At 43.7% G+C, this 25,415-nt stretch carries 26 protein-coding genes and 2 tRNA genes; 10 read left to right on the top strand and 18 right to left on the bottom strand.

Features of this window, described 5'->3' with window-relative positions; genetic code table 11:
• Positions 1 to 143 precede the first annotated feature (143 nt).
• The 6 genes from IQ209_RS08750 to IQ209_RS08725 all read right to left on the bottom strand — a co-directional run bounded on the left by IQ209_RS08750 (position 144) and on the right by IQ209_RS08725 (position 5,454).
• Complete coding sequence (locus IQ209_RS08750) at positions 144 to 914, bottom strand: TatD family hydrolase (RefSeq protein ID WP_193850916.1); 771 nt, start codon at positions 912 to 914, stop codon at positions 144 to 146.
• Entirely contained in the window at positions 915 to 2,021 is a 1,107-nt protein-coding gene (locus IQ209_RS08745; protein WP_193850913.1) for a DUF6363 domain-containing protein, read from the bottom strand.
• Positions 2,022 to 2,272: 251 nt separating this feature from the next.
• Positions 2,273 to 2,677 carry a BON domain-containing protein gene (locus IQ209_RS08740; protein WP_193850911.1) on the bottom strand — a complete coding sequence of 135 codons (405 nt, stop codon included), beginning with the start codon at positions 2,675 to 2,677 and terminating at the stop codon, positions 2,273 to 2,275.
• Positions 2,678 to 2,875: 198 nt separating this feature from the next.
• On the bottom strand, positions 2,876 to 4,465 hold the full coding sequence (gene prfC, locus IQ209_RS08735; RefSeq protein ID WP_193850908.1) for a peptide chain release factor 3: 1,590 nt from the start codon (positions 4,463 to 4,465) through the stop codon (positions 2,876 to 2,878).
• A 133-nt stretch (positions 4,466 to 4,598) separates the two neighbouring features.
• The gene (rimI, locus tag IQ209_RS08730) at positions 4,599 to 5,075 is read right to left on the bottom strand and encodes a ribosomal protein S18-alanine N-acetyltransferase (protein ID WP_193850906.1); all 477 of its coding nucleotides are present in this window, start codon (positions 5,073 to 5,075) and stop codon (positions 4,599 to 4,601) included.
• Positions 5,044 to 5,454, bottom strand: a complete 411-nt coding sequence (locus tag IQ209_RS08725; RefSeq protein WP_099133173.1) for a DNA polymerase III subunit psi — start codon at positions 5,452 to 5,454, stop codon at positions 5,044 to 5,046. The genes rimI and IQ209_RS08725 overlap by 32 nt, the downstream gene beginning before the upstream one ends.
• Positions 5,455 to 5,590: 136 nt before the next feature.
• Here IQ209_RS08725 and rsmC point away from each other — a divergent pair, with 136 nt between their 5' ends.
• The 3 genes from rsmC to IQ209_RS08710 all read left to right on the top strand — a co-directional run bounded on the left by rsmC (position 5,591) and on the right by IQ209_RS08710 (position 7,040).
• Positions 5,591 to 6,604 carry a 16S rRNA (guanine(1207)-N(2))-methyltransferase RsmC gene (gene rsmC / locus IQ209_RS08720; RefSeq protein WP_193850904.1) on the top strand — a complete coding sequence of 338 codons (1,014 nt, stop codon included), beginning with the start codon at positions 5,591 to 5,593 and terminating at the stop codon, positions 6,602 to 6,604.
• A 216-nt stretch (positions 6,605 to 6,820) separates the two neighbouring features.
• Positions 6,821 to 6,907, top strand: a tRNA-Leu gene (locus tag IQ209_RS08715).
• Positions 6,908 to 6,953: 46 nt separating this feature from the next.
• Positions 6,954 to 7,040 (top strand) — tRNA-Leu (locus IQ209_RS08710).
• Positions 7,041 to 7,073: 33 nt separating this feature from the next.
• Here the strand turns inward: IQ209_RS08710 and IQ209_RS08705 are convergent.
• The 4 genes from IQ209_RS08705 to IQ209_RS08690 form a co-directional block, all read right to left on the bottom strand.
• Positions 7,074 to 7,352, bottom strand: coding sequence for a DUF1435 family protein (locus tag IQ209_RS08705; RefSeq protein WP_193850901.1), 279 nt, complete (start codon positions 7,350 to 7,352; stop codon positions 7,074 to 7,076).
• Positions 7,353 to 7,588: 236 nt separating this feature from the next.
• Complete coding sequence (locus tag IQ209_RS08700) at positions 7,589 to 9,082, bottom strand: aldehyde dehydrogenase family protein (RefSeq protein ID WP_193850899.1); 1,494 nt, start codon at positions 9,080 to 9,082, stop codon at positions 7,589 to 7,591.
• A gap of 15 nt (positions 9,083 to 9,097) precedes the next feature.
• Positions 9,098 to 9,478 (bottom strand): cupin domain-containing protein, encoded by a 381-nt coding sequence (locus tag IQ209_RS08695; RefSeq protein WP_193850897.1) that lies wholly within the window; start codon positions 9,476 to 9,478, stop codon positions 9,098 to 9,100.
• Positions 9,479 to 9,525: 47 nt separating this feature from the next.
• Positions 9,526 to 10,827, bottom strand: coding sequence for an FAD-binding oxidoreductase (locus tag IQ209_RS08690; RefSeq protein ID WP_193850894.1), 1,302 nt, complete (start codon positions 10,825 to 10,827; stop codon positions 9,526 to 9,528).
• A 441-nt stretch (positions 10,828 to 11,268) separates the two neighbouring features.
• Between IQ209_RS08690 and IQ209_RS08685 the strand changes: the two genes are divergently transcribed.
• The gene (locus tag IQ209_RS08685) at positions 11,269 to 12,219 is read left to right on the top strand and encodes a nucleoside hydrolase (protein WP_193850892.1); all 951 of its coding nucleotides are present in this window, start codon (positions 11,269 to 11,271) and stop codon (positions 12,217 to 12,219) included.
• A 74-nt stretch (positions 12,220 to 12,293) separates the two neighbouring features.
• On the opposite strand, the gene IQ209_RS08680 is transcribed toward IQ209_RS08685, so the two are convergent.
• The gene (locus IQ209_RS08680) at positions 12,294 to 13,076 is read right to left on the bottom strand and encodes a sulfite exporter TauE/SafE family protein (protein WP_193850996.1); all 783 of its coding nucleotides are present in this window, start codon (positions 13,074 to 13,076) and stop codon (positions 12,294 to 12,296) included.
• A gap of 268 nt (positions 13,077 to 13,344) precedes the next feature.
• Positions 13,345 to 13,584: a helix-turn-helix domain-containing protein gene (locus tag IQ209_RS08675; RefSeq protein ID WP_193850890.1), complete on the bottom strand. Its 240-nt coding sequence runs from the start codon at positions 13,582 to 13,584 to the stop codon at positions 13,345 to 13,347.
• A 149-nt stretch (positions 13,585 to 13,733) separates the two neighbouring features.
• Between IQ209_RS08675 and IQ209_RS08670 the strand changes: the two genes are divergently transcribed.
• Entirely contained in the window at positions 13,734 to 13,946 is a 213-nt protein-coding gene (locus tag IQ209_RS08670; protein WP_193850888.1) for a helix-turn-helix transcriptional regulator, read from the top strand.
• A 39-nt stretch (positions 13,947 to 13,985) separates the two neighbouring features.
• On the opposite strand, the gene sugE is transcribed toward IQ209_RS08670, so the two are convergent.
• Positions 13,986 to 14,300, bottom strand: a complete 315-nt coding sequence (gene sugE, locus IQ209_RS08665; protein ID WP_193850886.1) for a quaternary ammonium compound efflux SMR transporter SugE — start codon at positions 14,298 to 14,300, stop codon at positions 13,986 to 13,988.
• 204 nt (positions 14,301 to 14,504) lie between these two features.
• Positions 14,505 to 15,071: an elongation factor P gene (gene efp, locus IQ209_RS08660; protein ID WP_099133149.1), complete on the bottom strand. Its 567-nt coding sequence runs from the start codon at positions 15,069 to 15,071 to the stop codon at positions 14,505 to 14,507.
• Positions 15,072 to 15,111: 40 nt separating this feature from the next.
• On the opposite strand from efp, the gene epmB reads away from it, so the two are divergent.
• On the top strand, positions 15,112 to 16,140 hold the full coding sequence (gene epmB / locus IQ209_RS08655; protein WP_193850883.1) for an EF-P beta-lysylation protein EpmB: 1,029 nt from the start codon (positions 15,112 to 15,114) through the stop codon (positions 16,138 to 16,140).
• A 169-nt stretch (positions 16,141 to 16,309) separates the two neighbouring features.
• On the opposite strand, the gene IQ209_RS08650 is transcribed toward epmB, so the two are convergent.
• The 4 genes from IQ209_RS08650 to IQ209_RS08635 all read right to left on the bottom strand — a co-directional run bounded on the left by IQ209_RS08650 (position 16,310) and on the right by IQ209_RS08635 (position 19,478).
• Positions 16,310 to 16,651 (bottom strand): DUF4156 domain-containing protein, encoded by a 342-nt coding sequence (locus tag IQ209_RS08650; RefSeq protein WP_193850881.1) that lies wholly within the window; start codon positions 16,649 to 16,651, stop codon positions 16,310 to 16,312.
• A 110-nt stretch (positions 16,652 to 16,761) separates the two neighbouring features.
• Complete coding sequence (groL, locus tag IQ209_RS08645) at positions 16,762 to 18,408, bottom strand: chaperonin GroEL (RefSeq protein WP_193850879.1); 1,647 nt, start codon at positions 18,406 to 18,408, stop codon at positions 16,762 to 16,764.
• A 58-nt stretch (positions 18,409 to 18,466) separates the two neighbouring features.
• Positions 18,467 to 18,760 (bottom strand): co-chaperone GroES, encoded by a 294-nt coding sequence (locus IQ209_RS08640; protein WP_193850876.1) that lies wholly within the window; start codon positions 18,758 to 18,760, stop codon positions 18,467 to 18,469.
• Positions 18,761 to 18,935: 175 nt separating this feature from the next.
• The gene (locus tag IQ209_RS08635; RefSeq protein WP_193850874.1) at positions 18,936 to 19,478 is read right to left on the bottom strand and encodes an FxsA family protein; all 543 of its coding nucleotides are present in this window, start codon (positions 19,476 to 19,478) and stop codon (positions 18,936 to 18,938) included.
• Positions 19,479 to 19,857: 379 nt separating this feature from the next.
• Here IQ209_RS08635 and aspA point away from each other — a divergent pair, with 379 nt between their 5' ends.
• The 4 genes from aspA to IQ209_RS08615 all read left to right on the top strand — a co-directional run bounded on the left by aspA (position 19,858) and on the right by IQ209_RS08615 (position 25,226).
• The gene (gene aspA / locus IQ209_RS08630; protein WP_193850871.1) at positions 19,858 to 21,282 is read left to right on the top strand and encodes an aspartate ammonia-lyase; all 1,425 of its coding nucleotides are present in this window, start codon (positions 19,858 to 19,860) and stop codon (positions 21,280 to 21,282) included.
• A 140-nt stretch (positions 21,283 to 21,422) separates the two neighbouring features.
• The gene (locus tag IQ209_RS08625) at positions 21,423 to 22,724 is read left to right on the top strand and encodes an anaerobic C4-dicarboxylate transporter (RefSeq protein ID WP_193850869.1); all 1,302 of its coding nucleotides are present in this window, start codon (positions 21,423 to 21,425) and stop codon (positions 22,722 to 22,724) included.
• Between the two features lie 135 nt (positions 22,725 to 22,859).
• On the top strand, positions 22,860 to 24,635 hold the full coding sequence (locus IQ209_RS08620) for a protein-disulfide reductase DsbD (protein ID WP_193850867.1): 1,776 nt from the start codon (positions 22,860 to 22,862) through the stop codon (positions 24,633 to 24,635).
• A gap of 18 nt (positions 24,636 to 24,653) precedes the next feature.
• Positions 24,654 to 25,226, top strand: a complete 573-nt coding sequence (locus IQ209_RS08615; protein ID WP_193850865.1) for a transcriptional regulator — start codon at positions 24,654 to 24,656, stop codon at positions 25,224 to 25,226.
• Positions 25,227 to 25,415: the final 189 nt, after the last annotated feature.

The raw sequence follows: 25,415 nt of genomic DNA, 5'->3' as shown, positions 1-25,415 counted from the left end.
AGTAATATAAAAATGAAAAATGAGATATACATCACATAAATCCATCTAATTTCGGTGGGATTAGATAATTTAACGGAGGAAAAGGTAAAAAACAGGATAAACAAGCAAGAAATACAAGTTAAGCATTATTAATATATAATAAGTCAACTCAGTGCAAATAGGATCATACTATTTTGGTAAATTTGATTGGCAATTTCATCTGACGGCTCTCGACGCAACTCACACAATGTGGAAAAAATTTGTGCAACTCTTTCTGGCCGATTTGGTTGCCCCTGAAATCCCGATAACGGCATATCAGGTGCATCCGTTTCCAATACCAAAGATGACAGAGGTAATTGTGCAATAGTGTTACGTGTTTTTTGTGCCCTGTCGTAGGTAATTGTCCCTCCGACACCAATGTAAAACCCCTGGCGAATAAAGGCTTGAGCCTGGGATAAACTCCCTGCAAAACCATGAATAACCCCTGTGCGCGGTAACTTATGTTTTCTCAAGATTGCCGACAATTGATCATGGCTTTTTCTGGAATGGAGGATCACAGGTAGATCATATTGTTTCGCTAGTTTTAGCTGTACTTCTAACATGCTCTTCTGCTTTTCAAACTGAGGATCTGGCATATAAAGGTCAAGACCGATTTCACCTACCGCCACGTATTTGGCCCCTTTTTCCTCTAGTTTTTGCTCCAACTCATTCAAATGAACCTCTTGGTGTTCAGCAATATAGAGGGGATGCAAACCAAATGCGGCATAAATCGGAGAGTAAGCCTCAGCCAACGCAGAAACTCTCTGGAAGTTTGTTTGACTTATTGTGGGAACGATAATTTTTTCTACACCCATTTGTCTGGCTTGTTGCAGGCTCGCTATTTCATCACCAGCAAAAGGAGGGAAATCAAAATGGCAATGTGTATCAATAAGCATCTAGTCCAACTTATTTATCATGAGAGTTCTTGACGGCTCCACCACCTCTGGCGCAGGAGGCTCCGCTGGCGGGCAATGATTGCCGCTGTTCAGGAAATGGTTTCGCCGAAAACAGTTGCGATCAGAACTTAACCCTGTACGGCATACCCCATAACTTTTACGTTCTGTATGCCCAAATTTTCCTTCAACAAAAGTATGCCCAATCGTTGCCAGAAAATATCGTCCACAACGCCGCCCTAAATGATAATCCTGATTTAGCGCACTGAGCCGACTGCCTAAAGCCATTGTTGCCAATGGTGCTGGTGGGTAAATTTCGAAGATTTGCACATCACCCGGTGGATTTTCGATAAATTTCTGGGTTCGACGGTAACTGTGTGCATGAAGGTTAAGCATCTTGACCATTTTTTGCAAACTACTCACCTCTAACCAGCGCTCCATACGCTTGAACCACTGAGGCGTATAGTAAAGCTGTGAAGGCACTGTGCGAATCACAACGATAGTATCCGCTCCTCGGCGATAGGCCTCCTGCACGGGGATCGCATCACAAATACCACCATCTTGATAAACCACATCACCAAGCGTCACTCCGTTACGATAAAATCCCGGAATGGCGCTTGAGGCCTTGACAATATCCATCCAATTTTTGTCATCTGGATGCAAGTAACTCGGCTCAAAATTATCCGAGCGGCAAGCACACATGTAAAATTCACGTCCAACATCAAACTGGCGCATTGCGACAGAAATATTGAGGGGCAATTGCTCAGATAGGGTATCAATATACCAATCTAAATCGATCAAATGTCCACCGCGCACAAAGCGCAATGGATTAAAAAAAGCGGGGTCGGTTGTATAACGGTTGATTACCTTGCGTGCATACCCCCTCTGACCACAAATATAGGCAGAAAGGTTTTGCGCTCCCGCAGATGTCCCAAGGAACAGTTCAAACGGATTAAAACCAAGACGGAGAAATTCATCCAAAACACCGGCAGTAAAAATACCTCGCTGACCACCACCTTCACAAACAAGAGCAATTTTCCCAGGTTTAATCTGTGACTTATAAGCTAAAGGCTCGATATTACCCAATGTTATTGAAATATGTTTCCCCACTCTTCTCTCCCTCTGAAAGCCGCCGAATATCTATCAGTATATCGTTGCTCAAACAACTTGCTTGTAACATTTTTATAAAAAGTGAAGAAATAAAGCATCAATCGTTAAATTGATATGAGAATAGCAAGTTATCAGAATGCCGCCAGCGAATGAGTAATCTCGTCACTTAACAAGATATTATTTGAGGAAAAGAAACAGAAAGAGTGGCTGATAATAGCCACTCTATTCTCAATGTTTGTTATTTTTTCAGATTAAGATTGCTTTTTAATCTCTATCGTGCTTTTTACTGATTTGACGCCTTTTATTCCATGAACAATCTTAACTATCTTTGCCGCCTGATGTTTGTTTTTGACAAAACCGGAAAGATAGACAACGCCTTTTTCCGTTTTCACTGAAATGTCATGACTATTTAAGCCCTTATGTTCCAGCAATTTTTCTTTCACTTTTGCTGTAATGGCACTATCGTCTAAAAAATCATCTGCTTTTTGCAAGGAGTTATCAATTTTGCCCCCTGCACTGTCGAGAGATTTATCGATTTTTTGCCCTGTACTCTCCAATGTTTTTCCCACAGAAAGATCCGCAGCCAGAGCACTACTGGTCAATACTGAGCCTAGAACAACAGCCAGTAGTGAATGTGTAAACTTAATATTTTTCATCCTACCACCTTTTTAATTTCAGCCAGAGTTGTCACCGCGGTAGTATGTCAATTAGCCAGTAGCGATAAAATGAGATTTACAAAAAACAACGTATATTTTCATTAACACAGAGAATTATTCTTTTATTGGCACGAAATACAGAATATACAGGTAGAATAAATCATAAGGGCCAACAGAATAGCTGGCCCAAAAAGGGAATTAATGTTCCCGCGTCTTGCGGAAAGACACATCAGGATAGCGCTCACTGGTCAAGTTTAAATTAACCATGGTTGGTGCAATGTAAGTTAAGTTATCACCACCATCGAGAGCCAAGTTCTGCTCATTTTTGCGCTTGAAATCTTCCAATTTCTTCGCATCGTTGCACTCTACCCAGCGAGCCGTAGAAACATTAACCGGCTCATACAGCGCTTCAACGTTGTATTCACTTTTCAAACGGGCAACAACTACGTCGAACTGAAGCACACCTACCGCACCGACGATCAGATCGTTATTGGACAGCGGGCGGAATACCTGTACAGCACCTTCTTCTGATAATTGCACCAGACCTTTCAGCAACTGTTTCTGCTTCAACGGATCACGCAGACGAATACGGCGGAACAATTCAGGGGCAAAGTTAGGGATGCCAGTAAACTTCAACTCTTCACCTTGAGTGAAGGTATCGCCAATCTGAATAGTGCCATGATTGTGCAGACCGATAATGTCCCCTGGATAGGCATGCTCGACATGAGAACGATCCCCTGCCATAAAGGTCAGTGCATCAGAAATGACAACATCTTTCTTAATGCGAACTTGGCGCAGTTTCATACCTTTTTCATATTTACCAGAAACAACCCGCAAAAATGCCACACGGTCACGGTGTTTCGGGTCCATATTCGCCTGAATTTTGAAAACAAAACCGGTGAATTTTTCTTCACTGGCAGGCACTTCACGTGCGTTAGCCTGACGCGGCATTGGGGTTGGAGCCCATTTAACCAGGCCATCCAACATATGATCAACACCAAAGTTACCTAATGCAGTACCGAAGAAGACGGGTGTTAATTCTCCCTGTAAAAAGGCTTCCTGATCAAATTCATGGGATGCGCCTTTGACAAGTTCCAGCTCTTCGCGCAATTGATTCGCCAGCTCTTCACCCACTGCCGTATCCAATTCAGGGTTGTCCAATCCTTTGATAGCGCGAACGTCCTGAATGGTGTGTCCCTGACCTGATTGGTACAGGTAAGTTTCATCAAAGTAGAGGTGATAGACGCCTTTAAAGGATTTACCACAGCCGATTGGCCATGTAATCGGGCTACAGGCAATGTTCAGCTCATTTTCCACTTCATCCATGAGCTCCATTGGATCACGAATATCACGGTCGAGCTTGTTCATGAATGTCAGGATCGGCGTATCACGCAGGCGAGTCACTTCCATCAACTTACGGGTACGATCCTCAACCCCTTTCGCCGCGTCAATGACCATCAAACAGCAGTCAACGGCTGTTAAAGTGCGGTAAGTATCTTCCGAGAAGTCTTCGTGCCCTGGGGTATCCAGTAAGTTAACCAAACAGTCAGAATAGGGAAACTGCATTACGGAGGTGGTGATAGAGATACCACGCTGTTTTTCCATCTCCATCCAGTCTGATTTAGCGTGTTGGTTGGAGCCTCGACCTTTTACCGTCCCCGCTTTCTGAATCGCCTGTCCGAACAGTAATACTTTTTCGGTAATGGTTGTTTTACCCGCATCCGGGTGGGAAATGATTGCAAAAGTGCGCCGTTTCGCGACTTCCTGCTGAAATGAAGAGTTTGACATCAATTAGAATCTTCTAGTCCGTAGGCGGATTGATATCACTTGGAAAGCGCCTCCTGATTGGCGCCCCACTTGCAAATCCGTCGTGTTAATCGTGATTGGCGTTTATTTTGGCTGAACTTGGCGTTATAAACAATCAGTGATTTTTGGGCTTATTGCCCAAATCGACTGCAAACAACGGCAACGCCATAATAATGGCATCTTCCTTACCTGCCGTAGTTGGGTAATAATTCTTGCGGATGGAAACTTCATTAAAACCCATCTCTTCGTATAAACGAATGGCTGCCTGGTTAGAGCGTCTGACTTCAAGCCACAATGTATTGATCTGTTTTTCAGGTAATAGGTTGATGAGATGCGCCAACAATGCCCTGCCATAGCCCCGTGATTGATATTCAGGGTGAATAGCGATATTAAATAGTGTTGCTTCATCCATGACATACTGTGTTATCGCAAAACCGATAATCTGGTCATTCTGCGTTATCTTATAGTTGAGATAACGTTCCCCCTGATTGGCGTAAAAGGTTTTTTCACTCCACGGGAACGCATGGCTGACCTGTTCTATTTGAAATGCTGCGGGAAGATCAGCGGGAGTTAATAGAGAAATATTCTTCATAATGGTAAATTTGTTGCCAAAGAGCACGTTTTGCATTCCCATCAAGAGATAAATCATTTAATGCCGGGCTTCTCAAAGAAATCCCTTGTACTGGTAAGGTAATATCAACCCCCAGCAGCCAGCTTGGGCAGTGGATTGATTCCGAAAGTAGCTCAACATCTTTTGTCGTGATGCAATATACCGATGAGGCATCGATCCCCATGGCTGTGAAAATATCAGCAAACAATGAATGACTTAAATCTATGTGATCATGACTGATGATCAGTAGACGGGTTGAATCAGGGATGAGGACAGATAATTCACCTTGCAAAGCCATTGGGCTACGCAAAACCCATTGGGTGATCCCCAACCGGGAGAGTAATCTGTCACGCTTTGTCATCGTGTTTTATTCCATCTGCCATAAAAAAATAACAGGTAATATATTATCAGAGGGCTTAGCTCTGCGCCAACCAGCCTGTCAGTCTTGCCCGCTGATATTGATATTCAGATAAAGATTTATAAGGAGCTATACATAGATGTCAGTATTAACCCCGGCCAGCGAAGTTATCCTGCGCCATCATGAGCAATTTCGCTCTCGCAATCTGCTCTTTGCCGGTGATCTTCAGGATAACCTGGCAACGGAAATCGAAGCTGCAAGTGTGCGTGTGCATACTAACCAATATCATCACTGGCAATCCCTGATCCGCCAGCTTGGTGATAATGCCTGCTTTGGCCTGGTAGCGGACAGCGCATTTATCAAAGGATGTGATACGCTGATTTATTACTGGTCAAAAAGCAAACAAGAAGCACGTTTTCAACTACGCAACCTGTTTTCCATCTTGCCACCCGGTACGGATATTTTTATTGTGGGTGAAAACCGTAGTGGTGTACGCAGTGTTGATAAGTTAATGGAAGGCATCGCTACTTTCCGCAAAATTGACACGGCACGCCGTTGCAGCCTGTTTTATGGTCAATTGAAAAACCAGGTTCAATTTGATCAAAACAATTGGTGGAACAGCTATCAAGTGGAAGATATCGCCGTCAATACGCTGCCCGGCGTATTTAGCCAAGATGATTTGGATATCGGCAGTCGTCTGCTGCTTTCTACTTTCGATGCCCCTATCTCTGGCAGTCTGTTGGATATGGCTTGTGGTGCTGGGGTATTGGCAGCTGTGCTGGGTAAAAAGAACCCGGATTTGTCCCTGACATTAAGTGATGTCAATGCTGCCGCCATCGTATCCAGTAAGGCAACTCTGCAAGCTAATAAACTGAAAGGCAATGTCGTCACAAGTAATGTATATTCTGCCATTGAAGAAAAATTCGACTGGATTATTTCTAATCCCCCTTTCCATGATGGCTTAAAAACTAACCTGGCGGTGGCGGAAGATATGATCCGCATGGCACCCAATTATCTGAAATCCGGCGGTAAATTGCGGATCGTTGCAAACGCTTTCTTACCTTATCCTAATCTGCTGGATAATGCCTTTGGCAGCCATCAAGTTATTGCGCAAACAGGTAAATTCAAAGTATATCAAGCAACTAAGAAATAATTCGGGTAGCAAACGCAATCCCTGTGTTGCCTGCCCCAATTTAACGGGCAGGCAATTTCTATTTTCCGGCATGTCATTTTGCCCTTGCCAAACATATCGACATGCTGATTTTTACACCAATCATACGTTTTCTCCCTAAATAATGATTGACGCCAGCCATAAAATCTCTAGAATGCGCCTCCATGCTATTCGTTTAAGTAATAGTATCTGATTAACGCGAGGGTGGCGGAATTGGTAGACGCGCTAGCTTCAGGTGTTAGTGTTCTTACGGACGTGGGGGTTCAAGTCCCCCCCTTCGCACCAAATCAGATGGCTATCGATTAAACAAACTAGATAAATGACAGTACCTGCGAGGGTGGCGGAATTGGTAGACGCGCTAGCTTCAGGTGTTAGTGTCCTTACGGACGTGGGGGTTCAAGTCCCCCCCTTCGCACCACTGTTACATTTTTCTTCTCTTCCCCAATCTTCCTTAATGTCCCAAATAGCGCAAGCAGGCGAACAAGCTGCATATCACTGCAATGCCGGCAGGTATCAATAGAAAATGACGGGCATTACGATGCAGTAACAGAACAAGTGTCAGCAGTAAGGCGCCTTGAATGATAAATTTAAATTGTTCTATTCCTGCACCGACTATTTCCAGCACTGATACAACCAGTGCTGATGTGACCAGACTGGATAACAGCAATCCCCAAAACCCCATCATGCTTTGGCAAAAAAACGGCTTTAACTTCCACTTTTCGCTAAACATAGTCAGCCACCCACTACAACAATAATGATTCTCAATACCAAATATGATAGCGAATTAATCACAAGTTGAAAGTAAATCACCGAGATGATAAGCAACATGATAGAGAAAAGAGGCGGGAGAACATTTCCCGCACAGTATTAAGTATCGATGGTATAAACCAGATGAATATCGTCAGGCTCCCGTTGATAAAGTTCAATATCAGGCTGATTAATCAGCACACATTATTAACGCATCCATTAATAACGCATCATGACCGATTTCAGCTCCGTATAATGTTCTATGAATGCACTGCCAAACTCACGGCCAACTCCTGAAGATTTAATCCCTCCAAATGGAACCGCAGGATCCAGAAACGTATGCATATTAATCCATAGCATGCCCGCTTTAATGCAAGGGGTCATACGCATCGCTTTGCTCATATCATTCGTCCATAAGCTGGCAGACAACCCAAATGGGGTCGCATTCATCATAGTAATAAGCTCTTCCTCATCATCATAACTGAGGAAAGTACCAATCGGCCCGAACGTCTCTTCGTTCATTAATGTATCTTTAACACTATTGGCTTTAATCACTGTTGGTGCGACAAAAAATCCCGGCCCCTCCAAAGCATAGCCTCCGTAGACAATTTCATTGCCCTCTTTACGCGCAGTTTCAAACATGGACAGAATTTTTTTGTAATGTTTTTCGTTTGCCAGAGGCCCCACTTCTGTTGATTCATCAAGGGGAGAACCAATTTTCATCGCAGCTAAGCGTTCAGAAAGTAATGCCAAAACAGCATCCATGTGAACGGATGGAATATAAAAGCGCTCCGCGGCTGCACAAATTTGCCCTTGATACGCATATCCCGCTTCCAGTATGCCATCAACGATCTTTTCAACTGTCATATCAGCCAGAAAAGCCGCGGCGTTTTTGCCGCCAAGTTCCAGTGTTGTGCGCTTCATCCCCTGCTCCAAGGCCAATTTCCCCACGCTTATTCCTGTTGGGACGGAGCCTGTAAAAGTGACTTTGGCACATTGAGGGTGATTAATGAGAGAAGTACCCACGCGAGCACCTAACCCATTGACGATATTGATCACACCATCTGGAATTCCCGCTTCTTTTGCCAGTTCAGCCACACGAAGTAGGGTTAAGGGCGTATATTCACTGGGTTTAAGCACAATCGTACAGCCACAGGCCAGTGCCGCCCCCAATTTCCAGATCGCAATCATGATGGAAAAATTCCACGGAATAATGCCAACTACGACGCCGATAGGCTCACGGCGCGTGAATGCAGAATATTTTTCCCCTTTAAACGATGGCAATGAAACATTCAGTGTTTCACCCGTAATTTTAGTTGACCATCCGGCAAAATAGCGTAAATAATCGGCTGATGCGCCTACATCCAGCATACGGGATAATTGAATCGGTTTACCGGAGCATAAACTTTCCAGTTGTGCTAACTCCTCACTATTTTTTTGTAATAGATCAGCCAACCGATTCAGGCAATTCCCCCGTTCCATAGGAGAAGTCTGTGCCCATGCACCGTGAAAAGCATCTGATGCCGCCTGCATTGCCTGATTAACTTCGTGCTCCCCTCCTTGATTGACCGCAGCTATCACTTCACCAGAAGCCGGGTTAACAACAGAGAAAGCTTCATTTTCCTGACCAAGAACAGGGACTCCATTAATATAATGACCATGAGAGTGCTGCAAAAAAGTTGTCACTGACTCCAGCAAATGAATGTCACTCATCACCTTTTCCTCTGTCTAGTCAGACAATTGCCCATTTATACAAGCCATATAATGTTTGACGAAACGCTCGCTGGTGATTTCCCACAATACATCACTTCCTTTTGCCGCAAACCACGAATCACCTTTATGATATTCAACCATCACCCCTGTTTTGACATCAGTCAGTTTCACTGAACCTTCATGCACTGTTGCCATTTCATCAAAGGGATAGATCATTTTAAATTTACCCTTGGTACAGGCAAAAATACCACATGTCAGATTATCCGATGGTTCCCCGTGGATCATGGCTACGCTTGCCTGCGGATCACCTTCCACCACAACAGAACCAAGATTAGTGACACTGCCAATTGGCATTAATTCAGGAAGCGCTTTATCTAACAATAATGGCTTTATCATGACTTTTACCTTTAACTGTGACCGTTCCAAAAATGTAAAAAGAAAAACTAACGACGCCCTTTCCAGTAACCTGAAGTTTGGTGCCAGGTCTTACCGACAGAGAGCAATACATTTCTCAGTTTTTCTTTCCCGATAATATCGAGGTGTGGAATCGAACTGAGTAGCGAATAACGCTCTGAGCCTTCGCTCATTCCCTCAGCCAGAATTTTGCAGATGATGTGGCTTGGCGTTACACCAAACCCCGAATAGCCTTGAACATAAAACACATTGTTATGATTAGGCAGAGAACCCATTTGCGGAAACAGGTTAGCGCTGCAACATAATGGCCCGCCCCATGCCAATTCTATCTCCACATCTTTCAAGTAAGGGAAAGTCTTGAGCATAAGATTGCGGTTCCATGCTTTTAAATCGGAAGGTATATATTCAATAAAGTGTGTCGCGCTGCCATATAATAGGCGATTTTCTTTGGTAACACGGTAGTAATCAATGACCGGACTAATATCACTGTATGCCCCACGAATTGGGCTGATCTTTTCAATCAAATCGTCCGACAATTCTTCTGTCATCAATTGAAAAGCATAAGTATTGATCGTCTTTCTATAAATAGTCGGTTCGAGCCCATCCAAAAAGGCATTACATGCCCACAGCATCTTACTGGCGCGAACTGATCCCGTTACTGTACGTACTGTAACCCTGGGACCATACTCTACGCTCACAACCTGACTGTTTTCGAAAATTTTGACGCCATATTCAGTGACAGCTTTGGCTTCTCCCAGCAGTAAGTTGAGTGAATGCACATGCCCGCCCCCCATATGTTTTAATGCACTGGTATAACGGTCTGAGCCAATGATTTTTTTAACATCTGCACCGGTATAAAGCTCAATTTCTTCATCAGGGGAAGCCGAACGAAATTCCTGTAACCAACTATGCAGGGTTTTATCATGTCGAGAATTCCAGCCAAGATAGGCATAGCCTTGGCAAAAGTCAGCCTGAATATCATATTTGGCAATTCGATCACGGATAATCCCAGCACCCAAGTTACTGATTTTAAATATAGTTTCCAGGCCTTTTTTACCCACATGGCGTTTAATCTTATCCAAATCATGACCAATACCCGTCATCACCTGTCCACCATTACGACCTGTACCGCCATATCCCAAAGTTCGGCTTTCCAAAATAGCGATATTGGTAATGCCTTTTTCTGCCAGTTCTAATGCCGTATTGATACCGGAAAAACCTCCACCAATGATAACGACATCAACATCCAAATCTTCTGTCAGCATTGGAAAACGAAGATCATATTTTTTCGTCGCCGTATAATATGTTAATGAATCAAGTTTATTATTCATGTTATACCCCATGAGCATCTGCTTATCCCCTGATGGTGTAACCTTGCTATTCCTTTTATCAGGGGTGCTTATCACATTTTTTGAACATTAGTTGTTCATGTGTATTAACAAAACAATAAAGAACAAAATATTAATAAGTTAATAAACTAATAAAAATAGACATCCATGCATTTCATGTCTGATATATATATGAATCATATGTGCTTGAAATGCTCAAATCATTTGTTGTTTTCATGTTAATCAAATCACAATTATTAAAACATTTATTAACAAATTGTAATTTTTACATTTTCATTTTGTGATGTAGTCGGAAGGAATTTTTTCTGTTAGTAAATTATCCTGAATGTAAATATTTACATATGTACTTAATCGGTTTCGAGTTGTGGCCGACAAAACAGCAACTTGAGAAATGAAGGTCATAATCACTGGAAAGGAATAAATATGCTACCCAAGAAAATTATTCTTGACTGCGATCCTGGGCATGATGATGCCATTGCTCTCCTGCTTGCCCACGGGAGCCCCAATATTGAATTGTTGGCTGTAACGACAGTTGTTGGTAATCAAACCCTGAATAAAGTCACCCGCAATGCGCTTTGCGTTGCACGCATCGCTAATATTCATAACGTTCCTTTCGCAGCAGGTTGCCACCGTCCACTGGTTCGGGAGATCAATACCGCCCCAGACATTCATGGCGAAACGGGTCTGGATGGCCCTATTCTTCCTGAACCTAATATGAAACTGGATGAACGCCACGCTGTTGATCTCATTATTGATGTGATTATGGAAAATCCACCCAAAAGTGTGACTTTGGTGCCAACTGCGGGTTTGACGAATATCGCTATGGCTGCACGCAAAGCACCACAACTTGTTGAGCGTGTAAAAGAAATTGTATTAATGGGAGGGGGTTATCATAAAGGAAACAGAAGCGCAGTTGCAGAATTCAATATTGTGATCGATCCAGAAGCTGCCCACATTGTTTTTAATGAAAAATGGCCGCTGACGATGGTTGGTTTAGATCTTACTCACCAAGCGCAAGCAACCCCTGAAATTATCGAAGCAATTGCCCAGATTAAAACACGTTCCGCCCAGTTCGTTCTGGATGCACTGAAATTTTATGGTGACAGATATCGTGAGCATCAAGGGTTTGGCTATCCTCCTGTGCATGATCCCTGTGCTGTCGCCTATGTGATCGATCCTGATGTTATGACGACGCAAAAAGTCCCCGTTGATATTGAACTCACGGGCGCCTTAACCACTGGAATGACCGTTGCGGATTTCCGTTTCCCCCCTCCCGAAGATTGCCATACGCAAGTTGCTGTCAAATTGGATCACGCCAAATTCTGGCAATTAGTGATTGATGCTTTGAAAAATATTGGTGAAACCACTTACTGATAGATATTATTATTTTTTGTTCTTCTTTGGCTATTGAGGCTGTCTTTCTGCCTCAATAGCCAGGGAAATTTCTGTCAAATTAACCGGATACCCATCAACACGGCACTACATAAGATCAAGAATAATGTGGCATATTGCAGCACCTTGTCAGACAAATGCTTTATCAAATATCTGGCAAAAGGTATAGCCAGCAAAGAACCAACAAATAGCTCCAACGCCAGTTTCCAATCCGTATGTCCTCCATAAGCAAAAGCAGATGAACCCGACAACATCATCGTAATAAAGAGAGAAACACCAATCGCTTGTTTAATACTCATTTGCCCATAGCGTAGTAGCAGTGGCAATACTACGACACCACCACCAACCCCTGTCGCACCAAGCACTAATCCCGCCCCCGTACCAGGCAGTAAGAGAGGCTTAATCAACCTAACCTGGCGTTGTGGTTGTGTTGGGTTCATGTGTAACTGTGGATGACGTATTCGGTGGTAAAAAAGATAAAGAGAAAACAAAATAGCCAATAAAACCAGTAAATTAATTCCCCATTCAAGCTGTACCCGATTATGGCTGAAATCACCCAATATTGTGACGCCATAACTGGCGAATACCGTACCGGGTATCATGATCAGCAGAATAATCAAAGATTGGCGTAAGGGAATATTTCCCATGCGAAAGTGCATATAAGAAGATGATATCTTCATCAACATTGAAAGAAGATTAGCCGTTGCGACAGAAGCTAATGCATCTAATCCAAAAAAATAGGTCAGGATCGGCAAAACGATCACGCCACCACCAACACCGGTAGTACTGATAACCACACCAACAATCGCCCCAATCACAAGTTCAGAGATCGCTAATATCATCTCGTTTCCAGCGAATATCTAATTAAAGCGCATTTTCTTACCGAATCTCAGCAAGCACCGCCTATAATATGACAAAAATAAATATCATATCCAAAAATAGTCTATAACGTTCAGTCTGAATGACCAGAGAACGTGATCCTTTCACTCCGCAGCCTTATTGGCTGCGGCTTTGCAATTAAAAGAAAGAAGATGAAGAAATTAGAAGCTTGATTGCTGAATTTATATTTATAGAAAAATATTTATATCATTCCCTTGATGGTTAGTTTTAACGAGGAGGGTGTATTGCTCCAAAATCGAACAATTCATTAAGTTCAATCTGTAGTCCATTTGCTATTACATAAATAATTTCCAAGGTAGGGTTCCTGACACCTCGCTCAATGCCACTGACATAAGTGCGATCTAGTCCACACTTATCGGCAAAAGCCTCTTGTGACATCCCAGCTTCTCTCCTGAGATACCTAATTCTTTGACCAAACAGCGATCTGATGTTGTTCGATTTTTTCATCCGATAAGTATCGATTCATGTTACTTATCCGACCACGGACTATAAGTCACGTTTCAGCGTGACTTATGCTATGATGTGTGACTTATAGTCTACTGAATACTCACTTACTTTTTAATCGAAAAGATTATTGATAACTGGAGAGTTTAAGGATGGAAAAAAAAGACTGGCATCCTGCTGACATCATTGCTGAATTGAAGAAACGCGGAACAACACTGTCAGAAGTATCGCGAGCAGCGGGGCTGGCGTCATCAACTCTTGCCAATGCATTGCAACGACACTGGCCAAAAGGCGAGCGTCTTATTGCAGCAGCGCTGGGACGCACGCCAGAAGAAATATGGCCTTCGCGTTATGAAAAGAAATAATTATAAACCCAGCACTATGCTGGGTTTATTTATAAGTAATCAGCTCGCTAACTTTAAGCCAATAATGCCAATCACAATCAGGCAAAGGCTCAATATCCGAGCGAAACTTGCAGATTCCCCCAGCACCATGATGCCGAAAACCGCCGTACCTACCGCGCCAATACCTGTCCACACTGCATAGGCAGTTCCTGCCGGTAGATTTTTCATGGCATAGGCCAGTAACCCCATACTGACCACCATCGCGCTGATCGTAATTAAACTCGGTCCCCAGCGTGAAAAACCGTGGGTATATTTTAGGCCTACCGCCCACACGACTTCCAACAAACCAGCAATAAGAAGGATCAACCAAGACATGTCTTTTCCTTTATATGATGACAAGTGGGGCCGTCCCCGATGAGATGACGTTTATCCAGGTCGTCCAGGATAACGAGAAGAAATGAAATTGGATTATAGCTATCCGATTTAATAGCCGCAATGAGACTACCCAAGGAGTTATAACAAAAAAAACCGCAACCTCTGGACGAAGAGACTGCGGTTTTTTTAGAATAGCAAACGCGATTATTTCACGCGAGAAACGTATTCGCCAGAACGAGTGTCAACTTTGATCACTTCGCCGATCTGGACAAACAGAGGGACTTTAACGACAGCGCCGGTGCTCAAGGTTGCAGGTTTACCACCCGTACCCGCAGTATCACCTTTCAGACCTGGATCAGTATCAACGATTTCCAGTTCAACAAAGTTTGGTGGAGTTACAGCGATAGGACGGCCATCCCACAGAGTCAGAATACATTCTGCCTGATCGATCAGCCATTTTGCATTATCACCAACGGCTTTCTCATCCGCAGCCAACTGCTCGAAAGTTTCGTTGTTCATGAAATGCCAGAATTCACCGTCGTTGTACAAATAAGTCAGGTTGACATCCATGACATCTGCACTTTCAACAGAATCTGTTGATTTAAAAGTTTTTTCTAGCAGTTTACCAGAGATCAGTTTACGAATACGAACACGAGCAAATGCTTGTCCTTTACCTGGTTTAACAAATTCACTGTCAAGAATAGCGCACGGCTCGCCATCTAACATGATTTTAAGACCTGAACGGAATTCATTGGTACTATAAGTAGCCATGGAGATCCTCTAATTTTTAACAAAATGGCTTAGCCAAAAAATGGCACACATTATAACCCATATTCACCCCATCAGAGAAGTCTGGCTACAACAACTCGCGGATGTTATTACTGATCCCAATGAGTTGTTGCAACTATTATCCTTAAACACACATACGAAGCTGCAAGAAGGCAATGAAGCAAAGCGCCTATTTCCTCTGCGTGTGCCAAGAGCATTTGTAACACGAATGAAAAAGGGCGATCCCCGTGATCCTCTTCTATTACAAGTCCTGACCGCACGGGAAGAGTTTGCTATATCCCCTGGTTTCACCACTGATCCGTTGGATGAACAACGCAATGTTGTTCCAGGTCTATTGCATAAATATCACAATCGAGCCCTGCTATTGGTTAAAGGGGGCTGTGCGGTTAATTGTCGCTATTGTTTTCGTCGCCATTTCCCTTATGGGGACAATAAAGGGAATAAAAACAATTGGCTGCTTGCTCTGGATTATATTGAACAACACCCTGAGCTCGACGAAATTATCTTCTCTGGTGGTGATCCATTAATGGCTAAGGATCATGAACTGGACTGGTTAATCAGCCGCCTTGAATCTATTCCACACATTAAACGGTTACGTATCCATACGCGTTTGCCGGTTGTGATCCCTGATCGAATCACACTTTCACTGTGTCATCGTTTAGCACAAACTCGTTTGCAGGTGATCATGGTGACCCATATCAACCATGCAAATGAAATTGATAATGCATTCCGCACCAGTATGATGCGACTAAAACAAGCTGGAGTGACACTGCTGAATCAAAGTGTGATGTTACGTGATGTCAATAATAATGCAGAGACTTTGGCTAACTTAAGTAATGCGCTCTTTGATGCAGGCATATTACCTTACTACATTCACGTTCTGGATAAAGTTCAAGGTGCTGCACATTTTCTCGTGGACGATGAAGAGGCAAAAGCTATCATGCGAGAATTATTGACTAAAGTATCCGGTTATCTGGTTCCTAGCCTGACCAGAGAAATTGGTGGAGAACCAAGTAAAACCCCACTGGATTTAGGGCTAGTACAAAACTAGTGATAACGCCTATGCCAATCGATAACTGATTAGGTTAATTCCATCATTATTGAGTTCTTCTAAATGGGCAGCGCACAGAAACTGAATGTATACGCAAATCTTGATGTTTCGATACATTCTTTCTGGGCATTGCCCAAACCACTTTCTCACTAACCTCATCTATTAATACCTAGGGACACTTATAGACCTGGCCAACCATTTTACTGTCGAGAGGGACAAAGCTTGCCAATAATCCCTCTGATGGACTATTTATCCCATAAATAACATTGCCGCCCATTTCAGCCGCTTTATTACGTAAGTCATTGGCTGCGCTACGCATAGAACTGCTCTCATTGCTAACGCCATTGAGCCAGTTGCTTTGAGTGCCAGTCACTTCGCCTAACCTTTGGCATTCATTACCTGGTTGAGTGTCCACAAAACGCACATTAGCACCCGCGGAGGTTAATTGATGAGTTGTTGTGCACCCTGCCAGCAGTAGTACTGACACACCAAACAAAATTTTAATTCGCATAACTTCCCTCATTAGTTATAGGAACAATAAAAAGGCGAGCAAGTTTTCCCTGCTCGCCTTTAAAGGCTTATCCTAGCGGATGGGCAATGCCATCATCAGGATGAACAGCATTACATCATGCCGCCCATTCCACCCATGCCGCCCATTCCACCAGCAGCACCTAAGTCAGCTTTATCATCTTTAGGCAGTTCAGTCACCATTGCTTCGGTAGTGATCATCAAACCAGCGATAGAAGCTGCGAATTGCAGTGCAGAACGGGTTACTTTAGTTGGATCCAGGATACCCATTTCGATCATATCGCCGTACTGCTCAGTTGCAGCGTTATAACCGTAGTTGCCTTCACCTGCTTTCACGTTGTTCACAACAACAGAAGGTTCTTCACCTGCGTTGTCTACGATCTGACGCATTGCCGCTTCCATTGCACGCAGTGCAACACGGATACCAACGTTCTGATCTTCGTTGTCACCAGTCAGGTTAGAGATTGCGCTAGCAACACGAACCAGAGCAACACCACCACCAGCAACAACACCTTCTTCTACAGCTGCACGAGTTGCGTGCAGTGCATCGTCAACGCGAGCGCGTTTTTCTTTCATTTCAACTTCAGTTGCTGCACCTACTTTGATTACAGCAACACCGCCTGCCAGTTTAGCAACACGCTCTTGCAGTTTTTCACGGTCATAATCAGAAGTAGATTCTTCGATTTGCTGACGGATCTGAGTAACACGTGCAGCGATTGCGCTTTCTTCACCTACCCCATCAATGATAGTTGTGGTGTCTTTGTTAATAACAACACGTTTTGCCTGGCCCAGATCTTCCAGAGTCGCTTTTTCCAGCTCCAGACCAATCTCTTCAGAGATAACAGTACCGTTGGTCAGGATAGCGATATCTTGCAGCATGGCTTTACGGCGATCACCGAAGCCAGGTGCTTTAACCGCAGCAACTTTCACGATACCACGCATGTTGTTAACAACCAGCGTTGCCAGTGCTTCACCTTCAACATCTTCGGCGATGATCATCAAAGGTTTGCTTGCCTTAGCGACACCTTCTAGAACGGGCAGCAGTTCACGGATGTTGGAGATTTTCTTGTCAACCAGCAGGATATATGGGTTTTCCAGTTCAACAGAACCCGCTTCTGGTTTGTTGATGAAATAAGGAGACAGGTAACCACGGTCAAACTGCATACCTTCAACAACATCCAGTTCGTCTTCCAGGCCAGTACCTTCTTCAACGGTGATTACACCTTCTTTACCGACTTTGTCCATCGCTTCTGCGATCAGTTTACCTACGGTTTCGTCGGAGTTTGCAGAGATAGTACCAACCTGTGCAATAGCAGTGGAATCAGAGCAAGGTACGGACAGTTTTTTCAGCTCATCAACAGCAGAAATAACGGCTTTATCGATACCGCGTTTCAGATCCATTGGGTTCATGCCAGCAGCAACAGCTTTCAGACCTTCGGTGACGATAGCTTGGGCCAATACGGTTGCTGTGGTGGTACCATCACCTGCCGCATCATTAGCTTTAGAAGCGACTTCTTTAACCATCTGAGCACCCATGTTCTCGAATTTGTCTTCCAATTCGATTTCACGTGCTACAGATACACCGTCTTTAGTGATGACAGGCGCACCGAAAGATTTATCCAAAACTACATTACGGCCTTTAGGACCCAGAGTCACTTTAACTGCATCAGCCAGTACATTCACACCGCGTAGCATTTTGCTGCGAGCGTCATTACCAAATTTTACGTCTTTAGCTGCCATTGTGTCTTTCCTTTAAATTCGTTCAATTAAGAAGATCTAAGCGTAATAAGATTCTCAATTACGCTTCAACAATTGCCAGAATGTCGCTTTCAGACATGATCAATACTTCTTCATTATCGATCTTTTCTGTTTTAACGCCGTAACCTTCATTAAAAATAACGGTATCACCCACTTTTACGTCCAGCGCCTTCACTTCCCCATTTTCGAGGATGCGACCATTGCCGACTGCCAAAATTTTTCCACGGGTAGATTTGCCCGCAGCAGAGCCCGTCAAAACAATACCGCCAGCAGATTTTGATTCAACTTCTGTACGCTTGATGATAACACGGTCATGTAATGGACGAATTTTCATTGATAGATCTCCTATAAATAAAGTCCATATCAGGTAAGAGGATTGATACTAGAACCCAGTAGAACCAGTATCATGAAGCTACAAATTGGGGCTTGAGATCATGACTTCAAGGGTGAGTAACAAAAATATTTTACTTTTTTCTTACTCTCTGAAATCTCAGCCAGCGTAACGGCAATCATTTCTTATTGCGCTCACTGTCAGACTCACCATAATGCTTTTGCTCTGCGGATTTTTGGTCATCCGAGATACGGGAAGCGCCATCTTGCCTGCGCTCATATTCTCCCTCAAAAGTCTGCCCGCTCTGACCATAACCGCCATGATGATTACCGTTATTACCAGAACCATAAAAAGTATTCGGGCGGTAAAACTGAATATGAGGCAATAACTTCGCTGTCAGCACTTTCTGTACAGGAGACAATAACAACAGTAATCCAAGAAAATCGGTGAAGAAACCGGGCAATATCAGTAAAAATCCAGCGATGACCAGAGAAACACTTTTAACTGCTTCTTCCGCAGGACTCTCACCGACGGTAATCTTTTGCTGCATAGAGATAAAATTCTTGATGCCTTGATTACGCACAAGGGATACACCAAGACAAGACGTCAGGATAACCAATAGCAGAGTCAACAAGACCCCAATTTCAGAGGCAATCCGAACAAACAGGACGGACTCGATGTAAACCAGAAGGCATATAAGGATAAGTGGGAGCCAACGCACGTGGTTCTCCTTTCATTATTATTGAGGGTTCACACTATTCGATCATTCACACTCTGTGTGACACCTAATATCGGGTTAGATCACATAATATGGTGTTAGATAACACATGTGGGGATAATCGTGACCGTTTTCAATACTTCAAACTCTCAACTTTCTCCCTCCGTAATCGTGACCTTAGTCACACATATGTTATTTCATCAATAAAATAGCACCATAAAGTGATCCAGGTTCAAGGCATTTCCTACAAATCCACATATGATCGCGCCAGCAATTTCATGATAAGTGTCTAATATCAGGGAATTTGTTATCGGCAACATTATTTATCAACAAACACGTAATAGAACAGTCAAAAAACGTATCCAATTTTAAGAAGGTTCTCATGTCAAACAACATTCGTATCGAAGAAGACCTGTTAGGTAAACGAGAAGTTCCTGCTGAAGCCTACTACGGTATTCACACTCTACGTGCGATTGAAAACTTTTATATCAGTGACCGTACTATCAACAGTGTGCCTGAATTCATCCGTGGCATGGTGATGGTGAAGAAAGCCGCGGCACTGGCAAATAAAGAACTCCATACTATTTCTGGAAAAGTGGCAGATATCATTGTCAAAGCATGTGATGAAGTTCTCATTAAAGGCAACTGTATGGATCAATTCCCTGTTGATGTCTTTCAGGGCGGCGCCGGTACTTCACTGAACATGAACACGAATGAGGTGCTGGCAAATATCGGCCTTGAGTTGATGGGACATCAAAAAGGTGAATATGAGTACCTGAACCCAAATGATCACCTGAACAGAAGCCAGTCAACCAATGATGCTTATCCTACCGGCTTCCGAATTGCTGTTTATAACTCTCTGATGCACTTAATTGATTCCATTGAATTGCTGAAAGAGGGCTTTGACAAAAAAGGCGTTGAATTCGATGACATCCTGAAAATGGGTCGTACTCAGCTGCAAGACGCGGTTCCCATGACTCTGGGCCAAGAATTCCGTGCTTTTTCTGTACTGTTGAAAGAAGAGATCAAAAACATTACTCGCACGGCAGAGCTACTGTTAGAAGTGAACCTTGGCGCTACCGCTATCGGTACTGGCTTGAATACTGCACCAGGTTACCAAAAGCTAGTCGTTGAAAAATTGGCCGAAGTCACAGGATTGCCTTGCCAACCAGCAGAAGATTTGATAGAAGCCACTTCTGACTGTGGCGCTTACGTCATGGTTCACAGCGCGTTGAAGCGTCTGGCCGTTAAGCTGTCCAAGATTTGCAACGACTTGCGTCTGCTCTCTTCCGGCCCTCGTGCTGGCCTGAATGAGATTAATCTGCCAGAATTGCAGGCGGGTTCTTCCATCATGCCAGCGAAAGTTAACCCTGTGGTGCCCGAAGTGGTTAACCAGGTTTGCTTCAAAGTCATCGGTAACGATATCTGTGTCACTATGGCAGCAGAAGCAGGCCAGTTACAGCTTAACGTCATGGAACCAGCGATTGGTCAGGCTATGTTTGAATCTATGTCTATCCTGAACAACGCATGCCGTAATTTAGTTGAAAAATGTGTCAGCGGCATTACTGCCAATAAAGAAGTTTGTGAAAACTTCGTATTCAACTCCATCGGGATCGTGACTTATCTGAACCCATTTATTGGTCACCACAATGGTGATATCGTGGGTAAGATCTGTGCTGAAACAGGCAAAAGTGTCCGTGAAGTCGTGCTTGAGCGCGGTTTACTGACCGAAGCTGAATTAGATGATATTTTCTCCGTTGAGAACCTAAAACATCCAACTTATAAAGCAAAACGTTTTGATGACTAATTAAATGATTATAATAACGAGTTCGTCTTAATTATTAAGGCACGCTATTCCAACCGGAAGCGTGCCTTTTTAATTTTCTGCAAACACAAACTATTAACCATAGATTTTCATAATACTAAATAAATGAAGGAGTATTTAACATGTTAGCCGTAGAATTGGTTATTGTTCTGCTGGCCATTTTTTTGGGGGCACGACTAGGGGGAATAGGTATTGGTTTTGCTGGTGGGATTGGTGTTCTCGTCCTCGCCGCCATCGGTGTTAAACCAGGCAGTATTCCATTTGACGTGATTTCAATTATCATGGCCGTCATTGCTGCGATATCCGCCATGCAAGTGGCTGGGGGACTAGATTATCTCGTTCAACAAACTGAAAAATTACTGCGCAAGAACCCCAAATACATCACAGTTCTTGCACCTATCGTCACTTATTTTCTGACGCTATTTGCAGGTACGGGGAATATCTCACTGGCAACATTGCCTGTTATTACAGAAGTGGCCAAAGAGCAAGGCATAAAACCCTGTCGTCCACTTTCTACTGCCGTTGTCGCTGCCCAGATCGGGATCACTGCTTCACCTATTTCTGCGGCGGTTGTTTATATGGCATCGATTATGGAAGGACAAGGCATCAGCTATATCCATCTGTTAATGGTATTACTGCCTTCAACATTTTGTGCCATCATCCTCATGTCATTCATTATTTCATGGCTTTTTGATGCCAAACTGTCAAATGATCCTGTTTACCAAAAACGCCTTGAAGAAGGCTTGATAGAAATGCGTGGTGCCAGCCAGATTCAAATCAAACCCAAAGCAAAATGCTCTGTTCTGTTGTTCCTGCTCGGTGTTGTTGGTGTTGTCATTTATGCGATTATTAATAGCCCAAGTGTCGGGCTGGTTGAAAAACCTCTGATGAACACCACCAATGCGATTTTGATCATCATGCTCAGTGTCGCTACGCTCACCACCATCATTTGCTCCGTCGATACCGATGCCATCCTGAACTCAAGCACTTTCAAAGCAGGTATGAGCGCATGTATCTGTATCTTAGGGGTTGCATGGTTGGGGGATACTTTTGTACAAGCTAATCTCGACTGGATCAAAGAAACCGCGGGTAGTTTGATTCATGCCCAACCCTGGCTGCTGGCAGTTATCTTCTTCTTCTGTTCAGCCTTGCTCTATTCACAAGCAGCAACAGCTAAGGCATTGATGCCAATGGCTCTGGCTCTGAGTGTCACGCCATTAACGGCGATCGCGTCTTTCTCCGCAGTGTCTGGCCTGTTTATCCTGCCAACTTATCCGACACTGGTTGCAGCCGTACAGATGGATGATACCGGAACCACCCGTATTGGGCGTTTTGTCTTCAACCATCCATTCTTTATTCCGGGTACTCTTGCCGTTGTATTGGCGGTCACATTCGGTTTTCTGTTTGGTGGTATTATCCTGTAACTTCACAATTTCGATTTATTCCAGGGGCGTGCCAGCCCCTGAAATCTTCCTGACACATCTTTTCCTGTAAAAAACTCTGCATTGTCTTAATATTAGGAATCAAACCCACGATACAGGCAGGCTAAAGATTATCTTATGATGAAACGTATTCTTATGTTGCTTCTACTGTTCAGTAGTATCGCTCTGTCGCCTAACAAAGCTAGCGCACTGTTTGAGCAACCAGGGAGAAGTCTCTACCTTCCTGCTGATCAGGCATTCATGTTTGATTTTCAGCAACAAGGAAATAAACTCACGCTAAGCTGGGATATCAAACCCGGTTATTACCTTTACCGAAAACAGTTCAATATCATTCCCAATCAAGAAGTATCATTGGGTGAAATTTCATACGCCAAAGGCGTCGATCATGAAGATGAGTTTTTTGGTAAGACAGAAGTCTATTTTCAATCGGCACGGATTGATATTCCCATTCTGTCTGCCACCAACAACGGTGCTCTCCAGGTCACATATCAAGGATGTGCAGAAGCGGGTTATTGTTATCCACCTGAAACCTTAAGCGTACCTTTGCAAGCCGTTGCTGCTTCCACCCTATCAGGCAATAAAACCGCGGCATCCACCAACATAACTGCAAATAAAGAAGACGCCTTACAAACACCTCTGCAACAGGGAGATATACCATCCGAATCCCATGATGTACCATTTTCGCCACTCTGGGCGTTATTAATTGGCATTGGTATTGCTTTTACTCCCTGCATACTGCCTATGTATCCGCTGATTTCCAGCATTATTTTGGGTCAAAAACGTCCTGAAAGCCTGAAACGGATCTTTTGGCTCGCCATGAGTTACGTTCAGGGAATGGCGCTCACTTACACAATACTTGGTTTAGTCGTCGCAGCGGCTGGCTTGCAATTTCAGGCTGCCCTGCAAAATCCTTACATCCTCGTAGGGCTGTCAGTGCTGTTTATTTTGCTCGCCTTATCCATGTTTGGGCTATATACATTACAACTTCCTTCTTCGCTCCAAACTCGCCTCGTGGATTGGAGCAACCAACAGCAAAGCGGCTCTTACATTGGCGTATTCTTGATGGGAGCCTTAGCCGGGTTAATCGCCTCTCCCTGCACTACCGCACCACTCAGTGCTATTTTGCTTTATATCGCCCAAAGTGGTAATACATTGGTCGGCGGCTTGACCTTGTACCTCTACGCCTTGGGAATGGGCTTACCGCTTATTGCAGTCACGCTATTTGGTCACAAACTCCTGCCACGCAGTGGCCCGTGGATGCAATACGTCAAGGAAGCTTTCGGATTTATCATATTGGCTCTGCCAGTTTTCCTGCTGGAACGCGTACTGGGTGACACGTGGGGTATAAGATTATGGAGTCTACTGGCAGTTTCTTTCCTTGGTTGGGCATTCGCATTAACCTTAAACAGCAAAAACGGCTGGGTGCGGACCTTACAAGTTATCTCGCTGGCTTTGGCACTTATTGCTTCACGTCCTTTACAAGATTGGGTATGGGGAAGCCCTGCGGCAGAACAACAAAAAGCCACTTTACAGTTTAAACAAGTTTCTGATTGGCAAGAGTTAAGTCAAATTCTGGCTGAAAATCATCATCGCCCGATTATGTTGGATCTCTATGCTGACTGGTGTGTCGCCTGCAAGGAGTTTGAAAAATATACTTTCAGTGATCCAAAAGTACAGGCACAATTAAGTCAATTCCTCTTGTTACAGGCAGATGTCACGGATAACACCCCAAAACAAAAAGAATTGTTGCAAAAACTGCAAGTGCTGGGACTCCCCACTATCTTATTTTTCGATAAGGGAAAAGAGCTAACCGATGAGCGAGTCAATGGATTCATGGATGCTCAGCGTTTTAACCAGCATGTACAGCAATTACAACATCGACAACAAAAATAATCTGGAAGGAGAGCCACCGTGCAACGTGAATATGTGCTTAGCCATGCCCTGAACTTATTAGAGCAACATGGCCTGTCAGCGACACTGGAGACGCTTTTAACCCCTCTCGATATTGATATCAGTCATATAAAACATTTTTGGCCTGATCGTGAAGCCTTACTCTACGATTGCCTGCGCCACCACAGCCAACAAATTGAAGTCTGGCAGCGTCAAACCCTGTTGGATGAAGCCCTAAGCCCTGAGCAAAAATTACTGGCACGCTACGACGCTCTCAAAGAAAAAGTACAAGAACAACGTTACCCAGGCTGCCTGTTTATTGCGGCTTGCGGCGCATTTCCTGACGCTAACCATCCAATCCACCAATTAGCAGAATTACAAAAACAGAACTCTTTCCATTACACGGAAGAATTATTACAACAACTTGATATTGACGACAGCAAGCAAGTCGCTCAACAGATGGAACTTATCCTTGAGGGGTGCCTTAGTAAGCTATTAGTGAAAAGAAACCTTGAAGATGTGATCACTGCGAAAATTCTGGCTCAAGATATTCTAACCATCGCAAAATGCCGAAAAAATGGGGCGTTAAGTTAATAAAAAACGGTATTAGCTGAATAACCACACTGAATTGGTATAAAAACACAGCAAACAATCAGTTTTCGTGGTTTTTTCGCAGAAAGTGTTTGACGGATTGGGCTGAATACGGTTTAATGCGCCCCGTTAGCCCGGATAGCTCAGTCGGTAGAGCAGGGGATTGAAAATCCCCGTGTCGGTGGTTCGATT

This window comes from Xenorhabdus sp. BG5 (assembly GCF_015163665.1).
GTDB lineage: Bacteria > Pseudomonadota > Gammaproteobacteria > Enterobacterales > Enterobacteriaceae > Xenorhabdus.
The sequence above is the reverse complement of the archived record's forward strand: the minus strand, read 5'-3'. Positions and strand labels throughout refer to the sequence as shown.